At 74.7% G+C, this 23,906-nt stretch carries 15 protein-coding genes; 6 read left to right on the top strand and 9 right to left on the bottom strand.

The features are described 5' to 3' along the window. Window positions 1-83: 83 nt before the first annotated feature. Complete coding sequence (locus AB0F03_RS15515; protein ID WP_361991184.1) at window positions 84-2,822, bottom strand: SpoIIE family protein phosphatase; 2,739 nt, start codon at window positions 2,820-2,822, stop codon at window positions 84-86. A gap of 107 nt (window positions 2,823-2,929) precedes the next feature. Further along, window positions 2,930-5,515 (bottom strand): SpoIIE family protein phosphatase, encoded by a 2,586-nt coding sequence (locus tag AB0F03_RS15510; RefSeq protein WP_361991181.1) that lies wholly within the window; start codon window positions 5,513-5,515, stop codon window positions 2,930-2,932. A 313-nt stretch (window positions 5,516-5,828) separates the two neighbouring features. Between AB0F03_RS15510 and AB0F03_RS15505 the strand changes: the two genes are divergently transcribed. Continuing rightward, on the top strand, window positions 5,829-7,067 hold the full coding sequence (locus AB0F03_RS15505; RefSeq protein WP_361991178.1) for a hypothetical protein: 1,239 nt from the start codon (window positions 5,829-5,831) through the stop codon (window positions 7,065-7,067). 289 nt (window positions 7,068-7,356) lie between these two features. Here AB0F03_RS15505 and AB0F03_RS15500 read toward each other — a convergent pair whose 3' ends face one another. From AB0F03_RS15500 to AB0F03_RS15485, 4 genes are all read right to left on the bottom strand, one after another. Further along, window positions 7,357-7,644, bottom strand: coding sequence for a YkvA family protein (locus AB0F03_RS15500; protein WP_361991175.1), 288 nt, complete (start codon window positions 7,642-7,644; stop codon window positions 7,357-7,359). A gap of 49 nt (window positions 7,645-7,693) precedes the next feature. Continuing rightward, entirely contained in the window at window positions 7,694-8,992 is a 1,299-nt protein-coding gene (locus tag AB0F03_RS15495; protein WP_361991172.1) for a hypothetical protein, read from the bottom strand. Between the two features lie 551 nt (window positions 8,993-9,543). Next, window positions 9,544-10,908 carry an FAD-dependent oxidoreductase gene (locus tag AB0F03_RS15490; protein ID WP_361991170.1) on the bottom strand — a complete coding sequence of 455 codons (1,365 nt, stop codon included), beginning with the start codon at window positions 10,906-10,908 and terminating at the stop codon, window positions 9,544-9,546. Between the two features lie 170 nt (window positions 10,909-11,078). After that, entirely contained in the window at window positions 11,079-12,020 is a 942-nt protein-coding gene (locus AB0F03_RS15485; RefSeq protein WP_361991518.1) for an NlpC/P60 family protein, read from the bottom strand. A 1,088-nt stretch (window positions 12,021-13,108) separates the two neighbouring features. On the opposite strand from AB0F03_RS15485, the gene AB0F03_RS15480 reads away from it, so the two are divergent. Together AB0F03_RS15480 and AB0F03_RS15475 are read left to right on the top strand one after the other, a co-directional pair. Then, window positions 13,109-15,196, top strand: a complete 2,088-nt coding sequence (locus AB0F03_RS15480) for a DUF1996 domain-containing protein (RefSeq protein WP_361991515.1) — start codon at window positions 13,109-13,111, stop codon at window positions 15,194-15,196. A gap of 158 nt (window positions 15,197-15,354) precedes the next feature. Further along, entirely contained in the window at window positions 15,355-15,993 is a 639-nt protein-coding gene (locus AB0F03_RS15475; RefSeq protein ID WP_361991167.1) for a GNAT family N-acetyltransferase, read from the top strand. Window positions 15,994-16,017: 24 nt separating this feature from the next. On the opposite strand, the gene AB0F03_RS15470 is transcribed toward AB0F03_RS15475, so the two are convergent. Beyond that, complete coding sequence (locus tag AB0F03_RS15470) at window positions 16,018-16,695, bottom strand: lipoprotein (RefSeq protein WP_361991512.1); 678 nt, start codon at window positions 16,693-16,695, stop codon at window positions 16,018-16,020. 267 nt (window positions 16,696-16,962) lie between these two features. On the opposite strand from AB0F03_RS15470, the gene AB0F03_RS15465 reads away from it, so the two are divergent. Next, a complete protein-coding gene (locus tag AB0F03_RS15465; RefSeq protein ID WP_361991164.1) occupies window positions 16,963-18,291 on the top strand; it encodes a lipase family protein in 1,329 nt (442 codons plus the stop codon). Window positions 18,292-18,297: 6 nt separating this feature from the next. Here AB0F03_RS15465 and AB0F03_RS15460 read toward each other — a convergent pair whose 3' ends face one another. Next, window positions 18,298-18,939, bottom strand: a complete 642-nt coding sequence (locus tag AB0F03_RS15460; protein ID WP_361991161.1) for a class I SAM-dependent methyltransferase — start codon at window positions 18,937-18,939, stop codon at window positions 18,298-18,300. Between the two features lie 124 nt (window positions 18,940-19,063). Here AB0F03_RS15460 and AB0F03_RS15455 point away from each other — a divergent pair, with 124 nt between their 5' ends. Next, window positions 19,064-19,522 carry an NAD(P)H-dependent oxidoreductase gene (locus tag AB0F03_RS15455; RefSeq protein WP_361991158.1) on the top strand — a complete coding sequence of 153 codons (459 nt, stop codon included), beginning with the start codon at window positions 19,064-19,066 and terminating at the stop codon, window positions 19,520-19,522. 2,465 nt (window positions 19,523-21,987) lie between these two features. After that, the gene (locus AB0F03_RS15450) at window positions 21,988-22,737 is read left to right on the top strand and encodes a hypothetical protein (protein WP_361991156.1); all 750 of its coding nucleotides are present in this window, start codon (window positions 21,988-21,990) and stop codon (window positions 22,735-22,737) included. 50 nt (window positions 22,738-22,787) lie between these two features. Here AB0F03_RS15450 and AB0F03_RS15445 read toward each other — a convergent pair whose 3' ends face one another. Further along, window positions 22,788-23,780, bottom strand: coding sequence for an acyl-CoA desaturase (locus AB0F03_RS15445; RefSeq protein ID WP_361991154.1), 993 nt, complete (start codon window positions 23,778-23,780; stop codon window positions 22,788-22,790). Window positions 23,781-23,906 lie beyond the last annotated feature (126 nt).

Genomic DNA, 23,906 nt, shown 5'->3' with positions numbered 1-23,906 from the left:
CCGCCGATCGTGCGCCGCGGCCGGACATGGCCCCTGACGGGCATGCCGACCGCGGCGCCTTCCGCGCCGCCGGCGCCGCCCGCTCAGGGCAGTGGCTGCTCCGCCCAGATGACCTTGCCGTGCGGGGTGTAGCGGGTGCCCCAGCGCTCGGCGAGCTGGGCGACCAGGAACAGGCCCCGGCCGCCCTCGTCGGTGCTCCCCGCGTACCGCAGATGCGGGGACGTCGTACTGCGGTCGGAGACCTCGCAGATCAGCGTGCGGTCGCGCAGCAGCCGTACCCCGATCGGGCCGCGCCCGTAGCGGATGGCGTTGGTCACCAGCTCGCTCAGTACCAGCTCGGTCGTGAACGCCAGCTCCTCCAGGCCCCAGCCGGCCAACTGCCGGGTCACCGACGCCCGTACCCCGGACACGGCCGCCGGATCGGACGGCACCTCCCACTCGGCGACCCGGTCCCCGCCCAGCACCCGGGTGCGGGCCACGATCAGCGCCACGTCGTCGCTCGGCCGGGCCGGGAGCCGGTCCAGCACCGTACGGCAGGTGTCCTCCGGTGACGCGCCCGGCGTACGGAGCAGGGCGTCGCGGAGCAGGTCGAGCCCCTCGTCGATGTCCCGCTCCCGGTCCTCCACCAGACCGTCGGTGTACAGCACCAGCCGGCTGTCCTCCGGCAGTTCCAGCTCCGCCGTCTCGAACGGCAGCCCGCCCAGGCCCAGCGGCGGCCCCGCGGGCAGGTCGAGGAACTCCACGCTGCCGTCCGGGCGGGCCAGCGCGGGCGGCGGATGACCGGCCCGCGCCATGGAGCACCGCCGGGACACCGGATCGTAGATCGCGTACAGGCAGGTCGCGCCCGTCACCACCGCCGCGCCCGTCGCCGGGGTCTCGTCCTGGTCGATCCGCCCGACCAGCTCGTCCAGCAGGGCGAGGAGTTCGTCGGGCGGCAGATCGAGCGAGGAGAAGTTGTGCACGGCCGTACGCAGCCGGCCCATGGTCGCCGCCGCGTGCAGCCCGTGCCCCACGACATCACCGACGACGAGCGCCACCCGCGCACCGGACAGCGGCAGCACGTCGAACCAGTCGCCGCCCACCCAGGCCTGGGCCGGCAGATAGCGGTAGGCGATGTCCAGCGCTGTCTGCTCCGGCAGCGTCCGCGGCAGCAGGCTGCGCTGGAGGGTGACCGCCATGCTGTGCTCGCGGGTGTACCGGCGGGCGTTGTCGATCGACACCGCCGCCCGCGCCACCAGCTCCTCGGCGAGGGCCAGTTCCTCCGTGTCGAACGGCTGCGGCTTCTCCGACCGCCAGAAGTTCGCCACCCCCAGCACCAGACTGCCCGCCCGCAGCGGCACGGCGATCAGTGAATGGACGCCGTACGCCAGAACCTGGTCGGTACGCTCCAGGTCCTGCGCGCGCCAGCCGGGCGAGGCGTGGAGCCGGGGCTCCACCACCGACTGACCGGTGACCAGGCTGCGGGCCTGCGGTGAGGTGGGCACGAACCGGATCCGCTCGCCGACCGGGTACAGCGGGGCGTCCTTGCGGATGCCGGCACAGGCCGCGCGGCGCAGCGCCGTCCCGGGCCGCGGCTCCTCCCCGCTGAGCACCGCGTCGAACAGGTCCACCGTCGCGAAGTCCGCGAACCGGGGCACCGCCAGCTGCGCCAGCTCCTCCGCGGTACGGGTCACGTCCAGGCTGGTGCCGATGCCCACCCCGGCGTCGTACAGCATGTTCAGCCGTTCCCGGGCCACCTCCGCGCGGCCCGACACGGCGCGCAGTTCGGTGGAGTCGCGCAGCGTGGTCACGCTCCCGGGCGGGCCGCCGCGCAGATCGGTGGGCCGCTGGTTGACGGCCAGCAGACGGTCCTTGACCAGGTGCACCTCGTCCGTGGCGATCCGCCCGGAGGCCAGCAGCCCCGCCGTCCCGTCGTCCAGGCCCAGCTCCAGCACATGCCGGCGCTCGGCGTCCTCGGGCAGGTCCAGCAAGCGGTGCGCCTCGTCGTTGGCGAGCAGCAGCCGCCCGTCGCCGCCGACGATCAGCACCCCCTCCCGCACCGCGTGCAGCACCGCGTCATGATGCTCGTACATGCGGGTCATCTCGTACGGCCCGAGCCCGCGCGTCTGGCGCAGCAGGCGCCGGCTGACCAGGGCCGTGCCCGCGGTGGCCAGCGCGAGCGCCGCTGCCGCCGCCGCGAGCAGCAACGGCAGCTGCTGGTCGGCGGCCCCGCCCACATGCGCCGTGGTGATCCCGGCGGACACCAGGCCGACGATCTTGCCGGCGGGGTCCCTGACCGGGACCACGACCTGCACCAGCGGGCCGATGGTCCCGATGACGTGCTCGGTGACGGTGCCGCCGGCGAGGGCCGGGGCGATCGTGCCGACGAACTTCCTGCCGATGCGGTCGGTCCTGGGATGGGTGTAGCGGATGCCGTCGGTGTTCATCACGACGACGAAGTCCACGCCGGTCGCCTTGCGGGTGGCCTCGGCGCGCGGCTGGAGCACGGCCGTGGGGTCGGGGGAGCGCAGGGCGGCGGCCGTGCCGGGCGCGTGGGCGAACGTCTCGGCCACGGCGAGGGAGCGGTTGGTCGCCTCGAGGTCGCTGTCGTGCCGCACCTGGAGAACCTGTGCCACCACGGCCGAGACGACCAGCAGCAGCACGATCACCACCTGGAGCAGGAACACCTGCCCGGCCACGCTGCGCCCCGACACCGCCGACCGCAGCACCCCCGGCCGGCTGCCGTCCGCTTCATCCCCGCTGCGTGTCGGGAGTTGCGGTGCGCGCGGGTGCCCGGAAGCACGGGACGACCGGGTCGCGGGCCAGCCGGGCAGTCGCACCATGTGCCATGTCTACACTGCCCGGCGCCCTCAGGCGAGACCGTCACCCGGGCTGCACCTGAAAGGGAAGGCCGACGGCAGACCTGCCCGGGCGGCAGGGCGCGGTGGGGTCAACCGGGCGGCATGAACGGCGGGGTGAAAAGGGGCGGCCGGCCCTGCGGTGCGGAGGCCGGGCGGCGGGCGGCGAGCAGGAGCGCCACGTCGTCCGGGCGGTCGGTGGCGTGCCGGGCGGTGGCCGTGAGCTGGTCGGCGACCCCTGACAGCGACCGCCGGCCGGCCCGGCCGGCTCCCGCACCGGCTTCGGCGAGCGCCAGCCGGAGCGCGGTGATGCCGTCGTCGATGTCGGCGCCCGGCCGCTCCACGAGCCCGTCCGTGTACAGGGCGAGGATCGCGTCCGGCTCCAGCAGCACCTCAGTGACCGGGTAGCGGGCGGCCGGGTCCACCCCGAGGACGACACCGCCCGGGATGTCCAGCACGCCGGTGCTGCCGTCGGGGGCGCGCAGCAGCGGCGGCGGATGACCGGCGCGGGCGATCCTGGTCCGGCCGGTGAGGGGGTCGAGGCGCAGATAGCAGCAGCTGGCGAACTGGCCCGGGTCCAGGTCGATCAGCAGGAGGTTGGTGCCGCTCAGCACTTCGTCCGGCGGCCGGTCGCCCAGCGCGAACGCGCGGACGGCGCTGCGCAGTTGCCCCATGGTGGCCGCCGCCTGCACCCCGTGCCCCTGCACATCGCCGATGACCAGCGCGAGCCCGTCCCCGGCCCCGACCACGTCGTACCAGTCGCCGCCCACGTCCATGCCCTGCGTACCGGGCAGATAGCGGCCCGCGGTCTCCACCCGCGGGTGCGCCGACAGCCGGCGGGGCAGCAGGGCCTGCTGGAGACCACGCGCCAGCGCCGCCTCGCTGTCGTAGCGCTGCGCCCGCTCCATCGCGTGCGCGATCGGCCCGGCGAGCGCCGTGAGGACCGTACGCTCCTCCGTGCTGAAGCCGCGCGAGCCCTCGAAGCCGAGGATGCAGGAGCCGACCGGCCGGCCGGAGGCGATCAGCGGCAGGAAGGCGCGGGCGCCCTCGTCGGCGTCGAGCGCGATGCCCGGGTAGGCGGCGGCCAGCTGCTGCATCGACTCGAAGAACAGCGGCCGGCCGGTGGTCAGGGTCTCCACGCCCGGCAGGTGCGCGTCCAGGCCGACTCCCTCGAACGAGGCGAGGAAGCCCTGCGGGAAGCCGGCCTCCCAGGCCAGGTACAGGTGGCGCTCCTGAAGCAGGTAGATGGCCAGGCGCCGCCCGCCGAACGCGGGCAGCAGCTCCTGCATGACCACCGCCGACACTTGCCGGGCGGTCACCGCGTCGGTCAGCGCGATGGCGAGGGCGATCGGCCGGTACAGCGGTGCCAGCGAGTGACCGGCCACCACCGTGCCCTCCGGGACATGCGCCTCGGGAACCGTCCCCAGCGCGGTCTCCATATGGCTGGCCGGGACGATTGTGCAGGTCAGCAGGTCCGCACCAGGATGCACCGAGACGGCCAGCCACTCGCCCTCACCTTCCTCCTCCCGGTCGCCGGCCGGCCGTCGCGCGTGGAAGTGCACCGGGTCCGGGCCGAGCAGCGCGCCCCGCAGATGATCGTCGTACGGCGGCCCGGACAGCCACGGCATCGCCTCCCACAGCGCCCGCCCGAGCAGCCACGCCCGCTCCCGGCCCGCGAACCGGGCCGCGGCCGGATTCACGTACACGATCAGCCCGAGCCGGTCCAGACAGAACACGCCCTGCGGCAGCACGTCGGCCGCGCCGTCCGCGAAAGCCCCCGGACCGGGATCGAAGACCACCCCCCGGACCAGCCCGCCCGTCGTCCCGGTATCGCCTGCGGACTCCGGCCACGTCCCGGTATCGCCACCGGACGCCGGCCACAGGTCGAGCAGCCGCGGGGTGCCGTCCCGGGACCGCAGGTCCAGCGGCGTGCCCGGCGGTGTCCCGGCGGCGGCGTCGCGCAGCGCGGCCAGGATCAGGTGCGCGTCGGCCGGGGCCACGGCGTCCGCGAGCGCCGCCTCCGTCCCCGTGAACTCGCCGGGGCGCAGGCCGAGCAGTGCGTGCAGCCGGTCGTCGGCGCGCACCTCGGAGGTCGCCGGATTCCAGCTGAACCGCCCCGAGTCCGCGCGTGCGGGCCGGCTCGCGGGCGGCCGGACGCTCAGCGGCTCCCCGTCCCAGGCCACCGCGCTCTCGTCGCCGTCGGCCAGAACCCGCAGGCGCTCGCCGAGGCCCTCGGCGAGCTGGACGAGCATGTCCCGGTCGAGGAGTTCGTCGAGAGTGTCCGCCACCGACGGGCGCAGCACCGTGAGAACCCCCAGCGGTTCGGTCCCGCCCGGCACCGGCACGTGCATCGAGCCGAACGGGAACGGCAGACCGGCCGCGAACTGCGGATACCGGCGCATGGTCTCCGTGGCGTTCGGCAGGACCACCGGCACACCGAGCCGGTAGGCGTCGGCGACGGGGAAGGGACGGCCGACGTGCAGTCGCCACCAGGGCCTGAACAGGGGGCCGGGGAGCCCCACGAGCACCGCCAGGCGCAGCGTGCCCGGGCTGCCCGACCGCAGGTACACGCCCGCCACCCGGCCGCCGGCCGCGCCGAGCGCGCCGGTCGAGGCGTCGGCCAGCAACGCGGCCAGCCGGGCCCGCGTACGGACGGCCCGCTCGCCACTCCCAGCCATCGGCCTACCTCGTCCCGTGCGCCTCCGGATGGATGACATGTATGAACACAGCAAGAATGCGCCCCGAGACGCGCGGAACGCACCTGGGCGGGACGGGTGCCGGGGGAGAGAGCCGGCGGCCCGAGCGTGTGCCGGCGGTGCGCCGCCGCGCGCTCCGGAGTGCGTGCCGCGTTCCCCCGCGCCGCCCGGTGGTCTCACACCTGTGCCCCGCCCGAGTGGCGGCGCCGAGGAGCCGCTTCTAGTAATGGACTCCGTGACGCCATGACCGCACACGGGGCCAGGTGCGCGGTCGCGCCCTTCTCCTGGAGCCGAGATGACCATCCGCTCTTCGCCCTCCCGCCCCGACGATTCGCTGATACCTCCGGCACCGGCCAGCACCGGCGTTCCCACGCCCGCCCCCCATCTCGTGACCCGGCCCCCACGACCGCCCGGGGAGCCGCCCGAGCCACCCCGCGCGGAGGACTCCGCACGGGATTCCGGACAGGATTCCCCGTACGACTCCGCGTACGGCGACCCCCTGCGCGACCTGGTCCACGCGGCCGTCGCCGACCGTCCGCTGGAGGACGTCGTCCGGCTCATCACCCTGCTGGAACAGTCACCCGAGCACGCCGGGACCACGGCCGACGCCCTGCGCGCGGTCGGGATGGACCGGTCCGTGGAGGACGTCACCCGCCTGGTGACGCTGCTGACCAGGCCGCCCCGGGGGAGCGACGGCGCCGACGAGGTGATCCGGGCCGCCGCGGAGCACCGCCCCCTGGAGGAGGTCTCCCGGCTGATGCAGCTGCTGAACCGCACTCCGGTGGAACCGCACTGCGGTGAGGCGGCCGTGCGGGCGGTGGCCGAGCACCGGCCCGTCGAGGAGCTCGCCGAGCTGATCGGCCGCCTGGCCACGGACCGCCGGAGGCGTGAACGCCCGCTGCCCGAGCCGGCACCTCCCGGGACCACCGCCCCGCGTCCCACCCCCGGCACCGAGGCACCCGGTGTGACCAGGTCGGAGGGGCCCGGCCGGCCTGCCGTCGACAGGCCGGCCAGGGAGCACGCCCCGGGGGAGCGGTCGTCGCAGGAGGACCCGGCCGGGAAGCGGGTGGCCGGGGGACGGCGGCCCGGCGAGAGGCAGGACAGCAACCGCCCCGCGGACGGCCGGGGGCCGGGGTCCCAGGCGTATGCCGCACGTGGTGCCGCACCGGTGGTGCTGCTGTGCGGGGCGGCGCACGCCCCGCGCTACTGGGCCGGACTGCCCCAGGGCGTGCTCGGGGCCACGCTGCTCGCCTCGGCGCTGTGCGGGCTGCTGGCGCTGGCCATGACCGCGCGGGCGGCGCAGGCCCGGCTCGTCGCGGCGACGGCCGCGGCCGGTGTCACGGCGGTGCTCGCCGCGGGCCAGGCGCTGGGCGGACGCTTCGGCGTGCCCGACCCGTCCCGTCTGGCGGCGGCTACGCTGGCGCCGCCCTGGATGGCCGGCATGACGGCCGCGGCGGCCGCACTCGCCGCACTGACGGTCGTGTTGACCAGTCTGACCGGGGGCACCGGGCGCCCGGCGAAGGGAGGCCGCTGAGCAGGCCCCGAGCGCCACGGCCGGCCCACGCCAGCACCGGCCCACGGCGCCATTGGCCCACGGCGCCATTGGCCCACGGCGCCATTGGCCCACGGCGCCACTGGTCCACGGCGCCGCGAGCCCGGTCACCCGCTCGGCCGGCCGCGACGACGGCGGCCCCGCGACTGGCGCAACGAGGGCGACACCTCGGCCTGTCGCCGCATCGCCCGCATCGCCACATCGTCGGCGTGCACACCAGCCTGGTCGTACCCGAGCCGTCGGCGAGGTGGCCGGCCGCCTCGGTGGCCGGTCAGGGTTCGGACGGCCCGGGCGGCAGCGGCCGGGCCGCGTGCAGGCTGCGCAGGGCGAGCAGCAGGACGCCGATGTCGTCCAGGTAGACGGGGTCGGGCAGCAGGTCGGTGGGCAGCACCAGATACGCGACCGCCCCCCAGAACACCCAGCGCGGTCCCGTCGGCAGACCGGCCTGCCGCAGCGAACGCCGGGTCCGCACCAGCCGGACGAGCAGAGCGACGGCGAGGGCGAGCAACGCCGCCGCGACGACGGCCGCGATCACCAGCAGGGTGTCGGACGTGTCCATGCGCTCTCCTTCCGCCTTCTCCCGCCTCTTCTGCCCTCTGGCTTCCGGGCTACGCCAACCGGCCGCCGGAGCTGGGGGAGCCGCCGGACCCGCCGGAGGCAGCGGTGCCCGCGCCGTCGGCCGCCGTGCCGCCCCGCGTCGAGCCGTCCGCCGTCGTGCCGCCCTGCACCGAACCGTCCGCCGCCGTGTCCTCGGCCGGTGTCCCGTCCGGGGAAGCGCCCGCGGCGGGTTCCAGCCGCTGGCGGCCCTTGGCCGTGAACCTCAGCCGCTCGAACGTCCGGGTCAACTGGTGCAGCGCGACCGGCGTCCGCGTGGTGGACCGCTGCTGGTGCGGCAGGGCGGGCGCGGGGACGTCACGGTAGGCGGACAGCGCCTCCAGTGCCTGCTCGGCGGCCTGCTTGTACAGATCCCGGGACTTCGTCATCGCCTCCAGCGCCTCGGCGTACATGGCGACGAGCCGCCGCGCGCGCTCCAGCTCCTCCTGGGGGGTCCTCAGGGTCCAGTTGTCACGCAGATCGGTCAGCGCCTCCTCGGCAGCCTGGGGCAGGGGCCGGGGCCGGGCGGTGAAGTGCCGCAGCGCCGCGACGAGTTCGGCCGGCTCGGAACCGTCCAGGAAGACGTTGCGCACGCTGTGTTCCCGGCCGTCGTGGTCCTTGGGCGCCGGGTCGGGGGGCAGCAGTACCGCGCCGCCGCGCGGCACCTCGACGCCGAGGTCCTTCAGCGCCCAATTGACGGCCCGCAGTTGCTGCGGCGCCGCCCGGTGCTCCACCACGCGGTGCCGCAGGCCGGGAGGCAGCAGCCGGGTCAGGGGCAGCCGGCCCCGCTCGTCCGGCGTCATCGCCTCGTGCACGACGACGTTGACGCACCAGGCCTCGCGGGCCGCTTCCCGCAGCCGGCGCCGCATCTCCTTGTCGTCCGCGGGCAGCGCGTTGGCCTGCCGGAAGCGCAGTCCGGGGACGGTGGCGTGGTGATCCCAGGAGCCGTCGGTCCCCTCCGCGCCGTCCTCGGGCCAGAACAGCGTGGCGGGCGAGGGCCACGTGTCGTCCCACGGGCCCTCCGCCTCCGCGACGAGCCGCCACTCGTGCTCCTCGGGCCGGCTCGGATGCGGTACGAGGGTGAGCCGGGCCCGTACGGTCACGGTGCCGGCGGCCCGCCAGCGTGCCTCGAAGACGCGCCCGGCCGGGTCCTCGCCGGCGGGTGGCTCGGCGAAGTCGTCGATGTCCCCGCTCTCCTTGCGCCGGTGCAGGACGCGGCGGACGACGTCCTCGGGGTCGGGGCCGGTGTGGCGGCCCCGGGCCGCCCAGACGGTTTGCGGGATGGTGGCGCGGTCGCCGACGGAGTTCGACATGAGCCAATCTGCTGATGGGGGCGGGTGCGCCTCCCAGTATCACCGCTGGCCCGGGCGATACGTCGGCCGGGGCCCGCCGCCGCGTGTCACGGATCGGTGTGCGCCCGCGTACGGGGTGTGCGCCGTGCGCCCGGGACGCGCGCGGCACGCGCCACACGATCGTGGCGCACCCGTGCCGTGCCGCCGCGTAGGGCGTCCACAATGGTCCGGCGAACGGGGCCCGCCCGTCCATCCGCTCAGGGGAGGGCCCCGTTCACCCTGCCGGGGCCCAGAGCGGGGCAGGCCGTCACCGGGTTGACGAACAGCTGGTTCCCGCGAGTGCCGTTCGGTGAACGGCACTCGTCGCAGTCCCCGCGCACGGCCGCGGTGGCGGACCCGTGGACGATGCTCGGACGGCCGGCGTGGCAGCGCTGGGCGTGCGCCGCCGCATCAGGACGTCGAGTGCCACCGGTGCCGCCGCACGAGCCGTTCGCCCGGGCGGTCGGGGCCCGAACGGCGCGGCGGCCGGCGCACCGGCACCGACCCCCGCGACACCCCACCGGGTGGGGAAGTTACGCCTCGCTGGCCCGCAGCATGTCCTCGCGCTCGACGATCTTCACCCGCTCGCGGCTCTGCGGCTCGCCCAGGGCACGCTCGGCGGCGTCCAGCCGGTACCAGCCCTCCCAGGTGGTGAAGCGGACGTCGCGCCCGGCGAGGAAGGCGTCCACGGCCTCCGGCTCGGGCGTGGCCGGGGTGTCCAGGCGGCCGTTCGCGTAGTCGTCCAGGAGGTTGGCCACGGTCTCGTTGGCGTCACCCTTGGTGTGGCCGATCAGGCCGACGGGACCGCGCCGGATCCAGCCGGTGACATAGGCGGAGCGCAGCGGGGTGCCGCCCTCCTCGATCACCCGGCCGCCCTTGTCCGGGACGGTGCCGGAGTCGATGTCCCAGGGCAGCTTGGGCAGCTTCTCGGAGAGGTAGCCGACCGCGCGGTAGACCGCCGTGACGTCCCAGTCCTTGAACTCGCCGGTGCCCTTGACGTTGCCGGTGCCGTCCAGGGCGGTGCGCTCGGTGCGCAGGCCGACGACCTTGCCGTCCTCGCCGAGGATCTCCGCCGGGGACTCGAAGAAGTGCAGGAACAGCTTGTGCGGGCGGTTGCCGACGTCCCGGATCGCCCAGTTCTCCAGGGTCTTGGCGACCATGTCGGCCTGCTTGTTGCCACGGCGGGTCTCGATCGAGCCCTCGTCGTAGTCGATGTCCTCGGGGTCGACGATGACCTCGATGTTCGGGGAGTGGTCCAGCTCGCGCAGCTCCATCGGGCTGAACTTCGCCTGCGCCGGGCCACGGCGGCCGAACACGTGGATCTCCACGGCCTTGTTGGCCTTGAGACCGTCGTGGACGTTCGGCGGGATCTCGGTCGGCAGCAGCTCGTCGGCGGTCTTGGCCAGGATGCGGGCGACGTCGAGGGCGACGTTGCCGACACCGAGGACGGCGACCTTCTCGGCCTCCAGCGGCCAGGTGCGCGGCACGTCCGGGTGGCCGTCGTACCAGGAGACGAAGTCGGCGGCGCCGTAGGAGCCGTCCAGTTCGATGCCGGGTATCGACAGGTCGCGGTCGGCCATCGCGCCGGTGGAGAAGATCACCGCGTCGTAGAAGGCGCGCAGGTCGTCCAGGCTGATGTCGGTCGGGTAGTCGACGTTGCCGAACAGACGGATCTGCGGCTTGTCGAGCACCTGGTGCAGGGCGGTGATGATGCCCTTGATGCGCGGGTGGTCGGGCGCGACGCCGTACCGGATCAGGCCGAACGGGGCGGGCATCCGCTCGAAGAGGTCGATGGACACACCGGGGTCGGCGGCCACCTCGGACTTGAGCAGGGCATCGGCGGCGTAGATCCCGGCGGGGCCGGCTCCGACGATGGCTACCCGCAGGGGGCGCGGCATGATCAGGTTCCCTTCGAGTGTGAACGGCGACTCGAACAGGAAGCCTAAACTAAGGCACACCTAAGTAGGTACGGGGGTCTGCCCTATGACCTCATAAGGCGATCTTATGGGTTGTCGAGGACCGACTTATGAGCCGGGTGTCGCCGCCCCTCCCGTCTGCCGCCTCCGGGTCACGCGGGCCGGACCACGCGGTGGATCGCCGCCTCCCCGGCCCCGTAGACCGACTCCTCGCGGATGGTCGACCCCGGCCCCGGGGCGTGCACCATCATCCCGTCACCGACATAGAGACCCACATGCCGGTCGTCGTCGAAGAAGAGGACGAGGTCACCGGGTTCCGCACCGGCCACCGTGACCGGGGTGCCGGCCAGGGCCTGCTCGTGGGCCGCGCGCGGCAGCATGACCCCGGCGGCCTTCCACGCGGCCTGGACGAGGCTGGAGCAGTCGTACGAACCCGGTCCGGTCGCCCCCCACACGCACGGCCTCCCGACCTGCGCCCGGGCGAACGCGATCGCCTTGGCGGCCCGCAGGGCCCGGGAGTCGACGCCGACCCCGATGCCGCCGGCGCCGACGGATGTGGATGCGGCCGGGTGCGGGTACGAGCCCGTGTCCGTGACGGAGGCGGAGGTCGTCATGCCGGGGGCCGGCATGGCCGGGTGGCCGCCCGTGCCGGCCGCCGGGTACATCGCGACGGGGAGGGAGCCGGCGGTGTGCGTCACGGCAGGCGTCGCCACGGCCGCAACGTCGAGGGCCAAGAGCGCCACTGACGGAGTCTCGGGTACCAGCGGAACCGCGGGCGCCGCAGTCGACGTAGCCCAGGGCGTCGGCTGAGCGCCGGAGCCCCACGCGGTCTGCGCGTACGCGGGCTGAACCGACGTGGGAGCCGGGGCGAGCGGGGAGGCGTGCCGGGCGAGCAGGTCGCGGGCCGCGGTGAGTTTGCGCCGGCTGTCGCCCTTGGACACGGTGGGGGAGGGGCGACCCGGCGCGGCACCGGGCAGTGTCCTGGGGGTCTGGACCCGGTTCGCCTGCGCGAGGGGCAGTGCGGCGGCCGGAAGCAGGCCCGTCCCGGCGGCGCCCGTCCCGGCGGCGCCGGTACCGGCCGGCGCCTGCTCCACGAGGTCCGGCAGGCCCACCGAGCCACCCGCCATCGCCAGTTCGGTCCTGCTCCGGCCGGGCGCTTCGGCGGGGATCAGGTCCCCGGCAGCCGGAAGGTGCGGGGGCAGTGCCGGATCGGGCGGTACCGTCCGCCCGCCTTCCAGCATCGCCGTCGCCCGGCCGACCGCACTCACCAGCATCGGCCCGTCCGCGGGTTCGCCCGTAGTCTGCCCGCCGCTCGGCAGGATCCCGGTCCCCTCGGCCGCCCACGGGTAGCCGGCGGGTCCGGCGGTCAGCTCGCCCATGGCCTGTCCGCCGCCCGGCCGGCCTCCCGTACTCCCGGCCGGCAACTCGCCGATCGCGCCTCCCGCGCCCCGCTCCAACGCCTGGGGCGTGCGTGCCGACGGCCCCGGGGGCAGGGCCGCCCGCGCGCCGCCTGCCAGGTCACCGCCCCCGTCGAGACCCTGGGGACGCGGCGGGGCGGCCGGGCGCTCGGGCAGGCGGTCGGACGGCAGTACGGCGGGGACGGTCGGGCCGAGCTTGGCGCGGGCCGCGTCGAACCACTGCCGGGCCATCGTGTCCAGCGACGGTTCCGCGCGCCTGCCCGTCCGCTTGGCCAACGGCACGCCACGCGACCGCCGTTGGGCGGCCATGGCCCGGGTGGCGTTGAAGTTGCCGGTCGCGTTCTCGGCCTGGTCATAGAGGGACTCGATCCGTTGACGAACCTCGTCGCGGCTCTCCGGCGCCATGGAAGACGTGCTCCTTCCTCGCCCCGCAGGGCAGTTGGGCCGCTCGCCGGTACTGAGCCGGCCGGGCCGAGCGTCAACCTAGCCAACGTGTGTACCTCGTGTGAAGGTTGAGGTGTGGAATGTCCGATACATATTCGTGATGTTCGCGACGAGGTTCGAGTGGGAAGAGGCGGGGCGCGTGGTTTCCTGTGAGACTCCGGTGAATTCGCGATCCCGTTGAACACGACGGCTCCGCCCTCCGTATGAAGCGGGGGAATTCCATGTCCGACCGCGAGCACACACAGAGGACGACCTTGGTACGCAACAGGCGCAGACGCCCGACCGGCGCACGACGCGCGACCCTCGCGGCGCTCGCCCTGATGCTGGGCGGAGCCGGCCTGGCCGCGGTGAACGTCTACGCCTCGGCAAGCGAGGGCTGGGGCGACGGCTCCGGCACGGACTCCACCGGACGGGTGCTGTCCACGGGCATGGCGACGATCGACTGCCCCGATGTCGGCAGCCGGCTGACGGCGGTTCCGGACGCGGCGCGCCCGGACGTCGACCGTGAACTCGCCCTGCTCGACCAGCAGACCGCGGCGGCCTACCGGCAACTCCAGCGGTGGGGACGGGACGGTGGCGGCCAGGACGCCGGATCCGCCCCCGACACGATCATGAACCCGCTGAAGGGCAAGCGGTCCGCCTCCATCGGGCGCCTCACCGACGCCCTCGGCCGGGCGGGGGAGCACCCGCAGGGCCTGGACGACCTGGCCGCCTGCACCCTGCGCCCCGGCGACACCGGCCAGCCCACGGCCACCCCGAGCGGCACCGGCCAGGGCCAGGGGGGAGCCGGGCAGGGGCAGAACGGCACCGGCCAGGGCCAGAACGGGGCTGGTCAGGCCGGCAACGGGCCGGTCGTCTCCGACTACGCGGACATCACCTCCGTGCAGCCCGACGCGCCGGCCGCCTCCCCGGGGTCCGACGCCTCGCGCGGCACCTTCACCTCCGACTGCGGTGTCAACGCGAACGGCCTGTTCAACTCGGACAACGTCATCGTCGCCCCCGGCGTCTCCAACGGCGCCCACCACTTCCACGACTACGTCGGCAACCAGGGCAACAACGCCTTCGCCGGTGACGGCGACCTGGCGAAAGCCGCCACGAGCTGTGTGGACCAGGGCGACAGGTCCACGTACTACTGGCCGGTGCTGCGCCTACAGAACGGCAGTCAGGAACGGGACGCGGGCGCCCCGGGCGGCGGTACGGAGGGCAACGCCGGCCAGATCGTCACCCCGAAGGCGGTCACGCTGACGTTCGTCGGCAACCCGCGCGGCAAGGTCACCGCCATGCCGCGCCTGCTGCGCATCATCACCGGCGACGCCAAGGCCTTCGTCAACGGTCCCGGCAACGCCAACGCGTCCTGGAGCTGCACCGGTCACGAGGACCGGCAGCTGAAGGACAAGTATCCGCTCTGCCCCCAGGGCAGCGACGTCGTGCGCACCTTCCGGTTCCAGAGCTGCTGGGACGGCCGCAACATCGACAGCGCCAACCACCGCACCCACGTCGCGTTCGCCACCGTCGACGGCTCCTGCCCGGCCGGCTTCCGGCCCATACCGCAGCTGGTGCAGCGCATCGTCTACGGCGTCGCCGCACCGAGCCTCGCGGACGGCGGCCGTACCGTCCCCCTGTTCGCGGTGGACTCCTTCCCCGAGCAGCTGCACAAGCCCGTCACCGATCACGGCGACTTCATCAACGTCTTCGACGAGGACCTGATGCGCGAGATGGTCGACTGCATCAACTCCGGCCGCACGTGCGGCCCTTCCGGCGGCAGCGGAGGTGGTGACGGCAACGGCGACGGAGGTGACGGTACGACCGCGACGCCGACGGCGGGTACCGGCGGCCCGGGTACGACCGCGGCGCCCACGGCGACCTCCGGGTCCCCGGCGACCCCCGCCCCCGGTGACGGGACCACGACGGAGCCCGGCGGCGGCACCGGCACGAAGCCCGGTGGCGACACCGGCGCGAAGCCCGGCGGCGACACGGCCACCGAGCCCGGCGACACGGCCACGAAGCCCGGCGGAGGCGCTACCTCCGCGCCGAGGCCGTCGGCCTCCCGCGCCGATGAGGTGCCGAGGACCGAGGCGAACACCGCGCCGGCCCGCACCACCAAGCAGGACGGGACGGACGCCGGGAGTGTGGGCGACCAGGCAGGCAGGCCCGCTCCGGCCGCTTCCGCCCCTTCCCGTTCCACGTCGGCCCGGCCGGCACCGGCCCCGTCCGCACCCGCGTCCTCGGCGTCGGACCAGGCCACCGCCGCCGGGTACGTCCCGCCCGTGACCGCGAAGACCCCGCCCCAGGCGGCCGGGGGCGGGCTGGCGGAGACCGGGGCCCACCTGTGGCCCGCGGCCATCGGCACGCTGCTCGCCCTCTCGGGCCTGTTCATGCTCATCCGAGCCCGTCGCCTGCCCTACTGACCACGGGGACCCACCGGCCGCACATGATCACCAGCACCTGACGACACCGGTCCGTCCGGCAGCCCCCACGGCGGCCCCCTTCCATCGAGGGGGGCCGCCGTGGCGTACCCTGATCCATTCTCTTGTGGGAGCGCTCCCAGTGCGGCCAGACTGCCGGTATGCCCTCTCTTCCTCCGCATCCCGCCCCCGCCATCCGCCCCTGCCGCCCCGCCGACCGCGAAGCCATGGCCGACGTCTGTGTCCGCACCGCGCACAACGGAGGTGACTCCCGGGCGATCTACCCCGACCCGCGGCTCATGCCGGCGCTCTTCGCCGAGCCGTACGTCCACTTCGACCCGGACCTCGCCTTCGTGCTGGACGACGGCACGGGCCGGGCGGTGGGCTACATCGTCGGGACCGCGGACACCGGACGCTTCGTCAGCGACTTCCGGAAGACCTGGATCCCCCGGCTGGCCGGCCGCTACCCGGAACCCACCGCGCCGCCCCGCACGCCCACCGAGGAGATGGTCCACCTCCTGCACCGGCCGGAGCGGATGCTCGTACCCGAACTCGCCGGCTATCCCGCCCATCTGCACATCGACCTGCTGCCGGACTGGCAACGGCGGGGCTACGGCCGCCAGTTGCTGCACACCTTCCTGGCCGCCCTGCGCGGGCGGGGCGTACGGGCGGTCCATCTCGGCATGGTCACCGCCAACACGGCGGCCCGCGCCTTCTACGACCGGCTCGGTTTCCACATGATCCCGGTCGCGGACGCCGGCCCCCTCACCTACCTGGGCCGGGGAACGGCCGCGTCCTGAACGCGTCGCGGGGCCGGACGGCCCTCAGGCCAGTTCGAGGGTGTGCTTGGCGAGGTCGTAGGCGGGCCGCATCTCCTCGTGCTCCTCGGTGTCCATACCGCCGAGGTGCAGGACGACCGGCCCGTCGGGCGTGCTGACCGCGAAGGCGCTCTCCTTCTTGGTCTCCTCCAGGAGTTCGCTCGTCCAGAGGTACTCCACCTCCACGGCGGAGACGCCGCCGCCGGTCGTGAAGGAGTGGTACTTCGCCTTGCTGACGTTGTCCTCGGCGGCGACGAAGGCGCGCAGCACGCCACCGGCGTCGGCGTCGCCCGTCCTGCCGGTCCACACGCGCAGGAAGCCGATGTTCCCGGCGGGCTTGGCGTCGATCTCACAGGCCGCGGTGACCGGCCCCTGCCGGAGGAGGCTGTCGGCGAGCGCCCCGCCGAGGGTGTCGTCCTTCTTGTCCGACGCCTCGCCGGGCTCTTTCCCGGCGGCGATCGACTTGGCTTTCCAGTGCCGGGCGATGTCGAACCTGACGGGCAGTTCGCAGGCGGAACCGGCGGCGCCGACCGTGCCACCGCTCGGACCCACCTCGGCCGATGCCGATGCCGATGCCGATACCGACGCTGTGCCGGATGTGCTCGGTCGGCCCGTGCCGTCCGTCCGGCCCGGCCCGGCGCATCCGCTGAGCGCCGTCGTCAGCAGCGCCGCCCCCGCAGCCATGCCCACGGCTGCCCTCCGCGCGAACCCCACGACCTCCACGCGCCCCATCCCGACCTGCACCTTCGTCTCCCCACTGTCCGGCCGGTCACTGTAGCCGAGCGTGCGGACAGCGGCGCCTCGGACGAGCTTCGGAGCCCTTGCTGACGACAAGTCACCCTTATCCAACCGTGACCTCCGTAGGGCTACCGCAGGTAACTTACTCGAAAGTAAGGTCCCTCCAGTCGCTCCGGCGCCCCCTGCCCCACCCCACCGCCCAGGAGGTCCGCCATGTCCGTGCGCACCCGTGTGCCCGCCACCCTCGCGATCGCCGTCGCCGCCTGTCTCGGCGCCCAGACCGCCGCCGCGCTCCCCGCCACCGCCACGGAGACCGTCGTGTCCCGCGGTGTCACCATCCCGGCCTTCTACACCCCGCCGACCGAGCTGCCCGCCGCCGACGGCGCCCTGGTCCGAAGCGAGCGGCTGCCGCTCGCGCTGAGCCTGCCGGGCCTCGACGGACCCCTGCCCGGCCGGGCCACCCGGCTGATGTACAAGTCGACCGACTCCGCCGGGCAGCCGGTCGCGGTGACCGGCGCCTACCTGGAACCGGCCGCCGCGTGGAAGCGCGGCGGACCACGCCCGCTGGTCGCGCTGGCCCCCGGCACCATGGGCCAGGGCGACCAGTGCGCTGCCTCGCTCGGCCTCGAACACCCGCTGACCGTCAACGGCCGTACGGTGTCCGTCGGTTACGAAGACCTGGCGATCTACCGCATGCTCGCCGAGGGGGTGGCCGTCGTCGTCACCGACTACGCCGGACTCGGCACGACCGACAGACTGCACACCTACGTCAACCGGCTCGACGGCGCCCACGCCGTGCTGGACGCGGTCCGCGCCGCCCGGAACCTGGAGGGCACCTCGGTCACGGCGGCCTCGCCCGTCGGGCTGTACGGCTACAGCCAGGGGGGTGGGGCGACCGCCGCCGCGGCCGAACTCCAGCCCTCCTACGCCCCCGACATCACCTTGGCCGGCACCTACTCGGGGGCACCGCCCGCCGATCTCGCCAAGGTGACGGAGGCGATCGACGGCAGCGACCTGGCCGGCGCCCTGGGCTGGGCCGTCAACGGCTTCCTGGAGTCCGATCCCGCGCTCAGGCCGATCGCCGACCGGCATCTGAACGCGGCGGGCAAGGCCGCGCTGGCCGACCTGTCCACGATGTGCGTCGGCGACGCGATCCTCTCCTACAACTCCGCGCACAGCACCGCCTGGACGACCGACGGGTCCTCCCTCGCCGACGTCGTCGCGGCCGAGCCCGCACTGCGGGACTTCCTCGACCGGCAGCGCATCGGCACGGGGAAGCCCACCGGTCCGGTGCGGGTGGCGACGGGGATCAACGACGACCTCGTCCCGCACGCGCAGGCCCGCCGGCTGGCCGTCGACTGGTGCCGCAAGGGCGCCGACGTCACTTATGTGCCGGTCCTCGCACCGCAGTTGGGTCGCGCCCTGCTCAACCACTTCGCGCCGCTGCTCGCCGACCAGGGCGACGCCGTCGACTGGCTCACCGACCGGCTCGCGGGCCGGCCCGCCGGCTCCACCTGCCGGCTGCTGCCCCTCCAGCCCTGACCGGCGTCACGGCGCCCCGCGCCGGGCGTGCAGGAACAGGTGCGGCTCCGGTACGGCGTCGGGATGGGCCGGGGTGAACACGGCGTGCTCCTCGGCCAGTACCGTCAGGCCCGCCCCGGTCACCAGGTCCGTGAAGGCGCCGGCGGCGAAGCTCGTCACCCGTACCGGCTGCCCCATGAAGAACCCCTCGGCGTCCTCCACGTCGAGGGGCACGGTGGCCAGTGCGACCGACCCGCCGGGCCGCACGGCGCGGGCCAGCTTCGCCACGACGACGGCCTGCTCCGCGCGGGACATCTGGAGCAGCGGGAAGTAGGCGCACACGGCGTCGAACGAGGCTTCCTCCAGCGGGAGTTCCCGGATGTCGGCGAGCCGGAAGTCCGCGGCGGGCACCTGCCGGGCGGCCAGCTCCGTCATCACCGGGGAGACATCCACGCCCAGTACCCGGTGCCCGGCCTCGGTGAGGGTCTGCGCGGTCGGCCGTCCGGTCCCGCTGCCCACGTCCAGCACCCGGCTGTCCGGCGCCAGCCGCTCCAGCAGCCACCGCAGCGACGCCCGGTGCGGTTCGGACCCGGCGAACGCCTCCTCGTAGGCGACTCCCAGCGCGTCGAACACCCCGGCGGCCGGTGCCCGGCGATCGTCATGCGCCACCACGTCCCCTTCCGTCGCCGCGTGCGGGCTGCCGGACACCGTCCTACCCCTGCCGGGCGCCCGTGACGCCTGCCGGGCACCCGGCGTTTGCGGGCAGCGGCGGGCGCACGGCAGGGTGCGGTGCGTGCCTACCTTGCTGATCGTCCATCACACGCCGTCCCCGAACTGCCAGGCGCTGCTCGAAGCCGTCGTGGCGGGCGCGACGACACCCGAGATCGAGGGTGTGCGCGTCGTACGCCGGGCAGCCCTGTCCGCCACCGCCTCCGACGTGCTCGAAGCCGACGGCTACCTGCTCGGCACGCCCGCGAACCTGGGCTACATGTCCGGCGCCCTCAAACACTTCTTCGACCAGATCTACTACCCCTGCCTGGACGAGACCCGGGGCCGCCCGTTCGGCTACTACGTCCACGGCGGCAACGACGTCACCGGAGCCGTCCGCGCCGTCGAGGCCGTCACCACCGGTCTTGCCTGGCGCCGGGCGGCAGACGCGGTGACCGTCACCGGTGCGCCGGGCAAGGGCGACACCCAGGCGTGCTGGGAGCTGGGAGCCACGCTCGCGGCGGGCCTGATGCCGGACAGCTGAGGCGTCCCGGTGCCGGCCGCGCGGCCACCGGAGTGATCCTCGTGCGGCTGTGCACCGTGACCGGCGTGGGCCGAAGCACGCCACCATGCTGCCCTGTTAGTCCTATTTAAGTGTTCATAGGACTACTAGGGAGGTGCTGGCGTGGCCCTCGGGGCACGTCTCGCCGTATTCCTGCCGCTGCTCGCGGCCGTGTCCGGCGGACCGCTGGACCGCGCCGTCGCCGACGGCGCGGGTAGCGACGGGCTCACCCTGGAGGTCGAGGTCGACACCCGGCCGGGCACCGGGGCGACCCACCCCGGCATCCGCGTGGGCCACCCGCTGGTGAAGACGTACCGGCTGATCAACCGCAGCGGCGCCGACCTGTACGACGTACGGGTGAACGACCCGGGGCTGCCGGGTGCCAGGATCCGCTGCGCCGGCGGCGACGACCATCTCCCGATGCTCCGCGGACTGGACTCCGCCACCTGCACCGCGTGGGCCACCGCGCGCGAGGGCACCTGGATCGCCGACGTCACGGCCGTGGGCCGCATCCCCTCCCTCGGCCAGAAGTCCTGGGCCACCACCCGCTCCGGATACGCCGGCGTCGGCGGCCGGCCGGCCCTGTCCGAGACGGTCGGGACCGAGGTGGGGGTGCCGGGCCAGGCCCTGGCCCCCGGCCCGGTCACCGTCCTCTACGACGTGTCCAACACCGGCAACCGTACGCTGTTCGACCTCCGCCTCACCGATTCCGTGCTCCAGCCTCCCGGCATCGTCTGCCCGTCCGGCGACGACACCGTCCCGAGCCTCGACCCCGGGGACTCCGTGCGCTGCCGGGCGACCGTGGAGCGGCCTGCGGGCCAGTACTTCAGCGAGGGGCACGTGACCGGGACCGACCGGATCAGCACCCTCCGGCCCGACGGCTGCCCGAAGCGACCGCCGCTGCTGACGGCCGACGCGTCCGGTTCCTTCACGCTCTACCCGCCCCCGCCACCACCGGTCCCGGTGCCACCGCCCCCCACTCCACCCCCCGCCGTCCCCCCTCCCGCCCCGCCACCGCCCCCCGTCCCGGCACCGCCCCCGGCGCAACCGGTCCTGCCCCTGCCGCCCGGCGTCACCTTCCCGTCACCCCCACCCCTGCCACCCCCCGGCGGACCCGCACCCGTCCCCGGAGTCCTCCCTCCGGGCACGGCGCCGGGTACGGCCGTGGGAGCACCGGGGGCCGCTGCGGGGGTCGGGGCGGTGGCTGGGGGCGGGGCCGGGGGCGGGGGCGGGGGCGCGGGGGCGGTGGCCGGGGCGGCGGCGGGCGGAGGTGCGGGTGCGGGTACGGCTGCAGGGGCTGGGGCTGGGGCTGGGGCTGGGGCAGCTGCGGGTGCAGGGGCGGCTGCGGGTGCCGGGACAGGAGCTGGGGCCGCCGGGGCGGGAACGGCCGCCGGAGCGGGAGCAGTCGGTGCGGGAGGTGCCGAAGTGGGTGCGGGTGCGGCGGGTGCCGGGGCAGGCACTGCGGCAGCGGGAGGAGGCGCCGCGGCCGGAGCAGGCACCGCAGCGGGTGCCGGCGCCGCGACTGGTGCGGGTGGTGCAGTGGGAACTGGTGCCGGTGCTGGCGGTGCTGGCGGTGCTGGCGGTGCTGGCGGTGCAGCGGCGGGCGCGGGGGCCGGCGTGGGAGCGGGTGGCGCCGCTGGTGCGGGTGGCGCAGGTGGCGCGGGGGCGGCCGGCGTTGCCGCGGGCGCGGGCGCGGCAGCCGCAGGGGGAGCGGCAGCGGCCGGTGGCGGAGGCGCCGCCGGAGGTGGGGCCGCCGGGGCGGGAACGGGCGCAGCCGCCGGGGCAGGAGCAGGAGCAGGCGCCGGGGCCGGAGCTGGGGCTTCCGCCGGGGCGGGAACGGGCGCCACGGCCGGCGAGGGCGGGGCGACCGGCGGTGAGGGCGCCGGCGGTGGGGCCACCGGCGGCGAAGCGATCGGGGGCGGATCAACCGGCGGCCAGTCAACGGGCGGCCGGCAGACAGGAGGGCAGTCCACCGGTAGCCAGGCGACCGGTAGCCAGGCGAACGGGGGTCAGGGCGCCACCGGTCAGACGGTCGCAGTCGGGACGACAACAGGTGGGACGACTACAGGTGGGACGACTACAGGTGGGACGACCACCGGCCGGACGACCACCGGTCAGGGAACTACCGCCCAGGGAACTACCGGCCAGGCGGCGGTACCGGGCCGGCCGCCGGGGCGGAACTCCCGGACGCCTCCCCGGCCACCGCACAACCCGTCCATCATCTCCCGCTTCGTACGGCCCGGCGGCGGTCCGACCGGGCTCGGCCTGCTGACCATGCTGTTCCTGATGCTGATCCCTGCTGCCCTGGCCGCCGCCCTCCTGGGCTCCCGGCGCATCAGCCCGTGACCGGCGGCAGGATGAGCCGCCCCTGACTCCCCAGCGCCCCAACCCCCTCCCCCCCAAACCCTGACTTTCCCCCCGCAGAAAACCGACAGGAGACCGAGTCGATGATCGAGATCTTCGCCGTCGTGCTGGGGATCGCCGTGATCGCCGCAGGCATCGTGGTGATCCGGCATCACTACTGGCCCCCCGCCCCGGACGCGGAGCCCCGCGAGGACGTCGCCGAGTACATCTCCATGATGGTCGGCGTGCTGTACGCGCTGGTGCTGGGGCTGTCGATGGTGTCCGTGTGGGAGTCCCGGTCGGGCGCCGAGGGTCATGTGCAGGCGGAGGCGAGCGCCGCCCACCAGATCCGCCTGCTGGCCGCCGGGCTCCCGGCCGCGCAGGCCGAACAGACGCGCGGAGCCGTCGACATGTACGTGCACACCGTGGTGTCCGCCGAGTGGCCCGCAATGAGGAGCGGGCAGCCGCCCGGCCGGCGCGGCTGGGATCTGCTGAACGACCTCCGGGCCGCGAGCCAGGTGCCGGCCGACGCCACCCCCGCCCAGCAGGCCACGCTCCAGGAGTCCCTGGCCCAGCTCAGCACCCTGGACGACGCCCGGCGCGGCCGGGAGGCCGATGTGGGCAACAGCCTGTCGCCGGTGCTGTGGTTCGGGCTGATCGTCGGTGGTGTGCTGACCGTCGCCTTCATGTTCATGTTCGGGGTGCGCAGGAGCCTCACCCATGTGGTGATGGTGATGGGGCTGACGGGTCTCATCACGTTCACCGTGCTGCTGGTCTACCAGCTCAACCACCCCTTCAACGGCATGTTGGCCGTCGACTCCACCCCCTTCTCCCGCTACTTTCCCGGCGCCTGACCACGAGCCCGCCCGTGACCCCGCCCGTCAACCGGCCCGTCAACCGGCCGTCAGCCCCGGCCGTGCCGCCGCGGTGCCCGCCGCCCCGCCGCCTCGGTGGTCAGCCGGCCGGCGATCCGCTGTCCGTCCGGCCAGCGCACGTCGTACGCCCAGCCCCACCGCTCGAACCGGGCGATGAGCCAGGCCGTGAGGTCCGGCTGGCCCGCCAGGGCGCCGTGCCGGGCGCTGCTGGGGTCGGCGTGGTGGAGGTTGTGCCAGCCCTCGCCGAAGGTCAGCAGCGCCACCCACGGCACGTCCCGGGACTGGTCGCGGGTGCGGTAGTGCCGGGCACCGAAGGCGTGTGCGACGGAGTTGACCGACCAGGTGACATGGTGGACGACGGCGTACCGGACGAGGCTCGCCCAGAAGAACGTGACCAGCGCGCAGTGCCAGTCGTGGGAGACCGCCAGGACCAGGGCGGGCGGCAGCCCGAGGGAGGCGGCGGCGGTCAGCGGATAGCAGCGGTCCAGGCGGCGCACGTCCGGGTCGGCGAGCAGATCGGGCGCGTAGCGCGGGTAGTGGGAGCGGACGGGTGAGGAGGAGAACCAGCCGACCTGGGCGTGCCACAGCCCCTTGGCCAGCGCCCGCCGGGTGGTGCCGTACGCCCACGGCGAGTGCGGGTCGCCCTCCCGGTCGGCGTACTGGTGGTGGCGGCGGTGTTCGGCCACCCACATGGTCACCGGGCCCTCCAGGGCGAGGCCGCCCGCGACACCGAGGGCGATCCGCAGCGGCCGTTTCGCCCGGAACGACAGATGGGTGAAGTGCCGGTGGTAGCCGGCGGTGACGCCCATGATGGACAGCGCGTACATCCCGGCCCCCAGGACCGCGTCGTACCATCGTGGCCCCCACCCGGCGGCCAGGGCCGCCGGCAGCGTCAGCGCCAGGACGGCGAGGGGGCCCACCACGAGGGTCAGCAGGTAACCGGTGCGCAGCGGCCGGCCGACCGGGACGGTGTCGGGAAGCGGGGACCGCAGGCCCCCCGGGCGTTCGGCGGACGTGGTCACGACGAGCCCTCCGCCAGATGGGGGACCGGTGCCGTCGGGGGAGTGCAGGGAGTCATGTGCGGCGATTATGCGGCAGTCGTACGACCTCACGGCCCAGGCTCGGCTGGCCGCACGGCAGCCGTGCGC

It is taken from the genome of Streptomyces sp. NPDC028722, from assembly GCF_040637655.1.
In the GTDB taxonomy this organism is placed as follows: Bacteria; Actinomycetota; Actinomycetes; order Streptomycetales; family Streptomycetaceae; genus Streptomyces.
The sequence above is the reverse complement of the archived record's forward strand: the minus strand, read 5'-3'. Positions and strand labels throughout refer to the sequence as shown.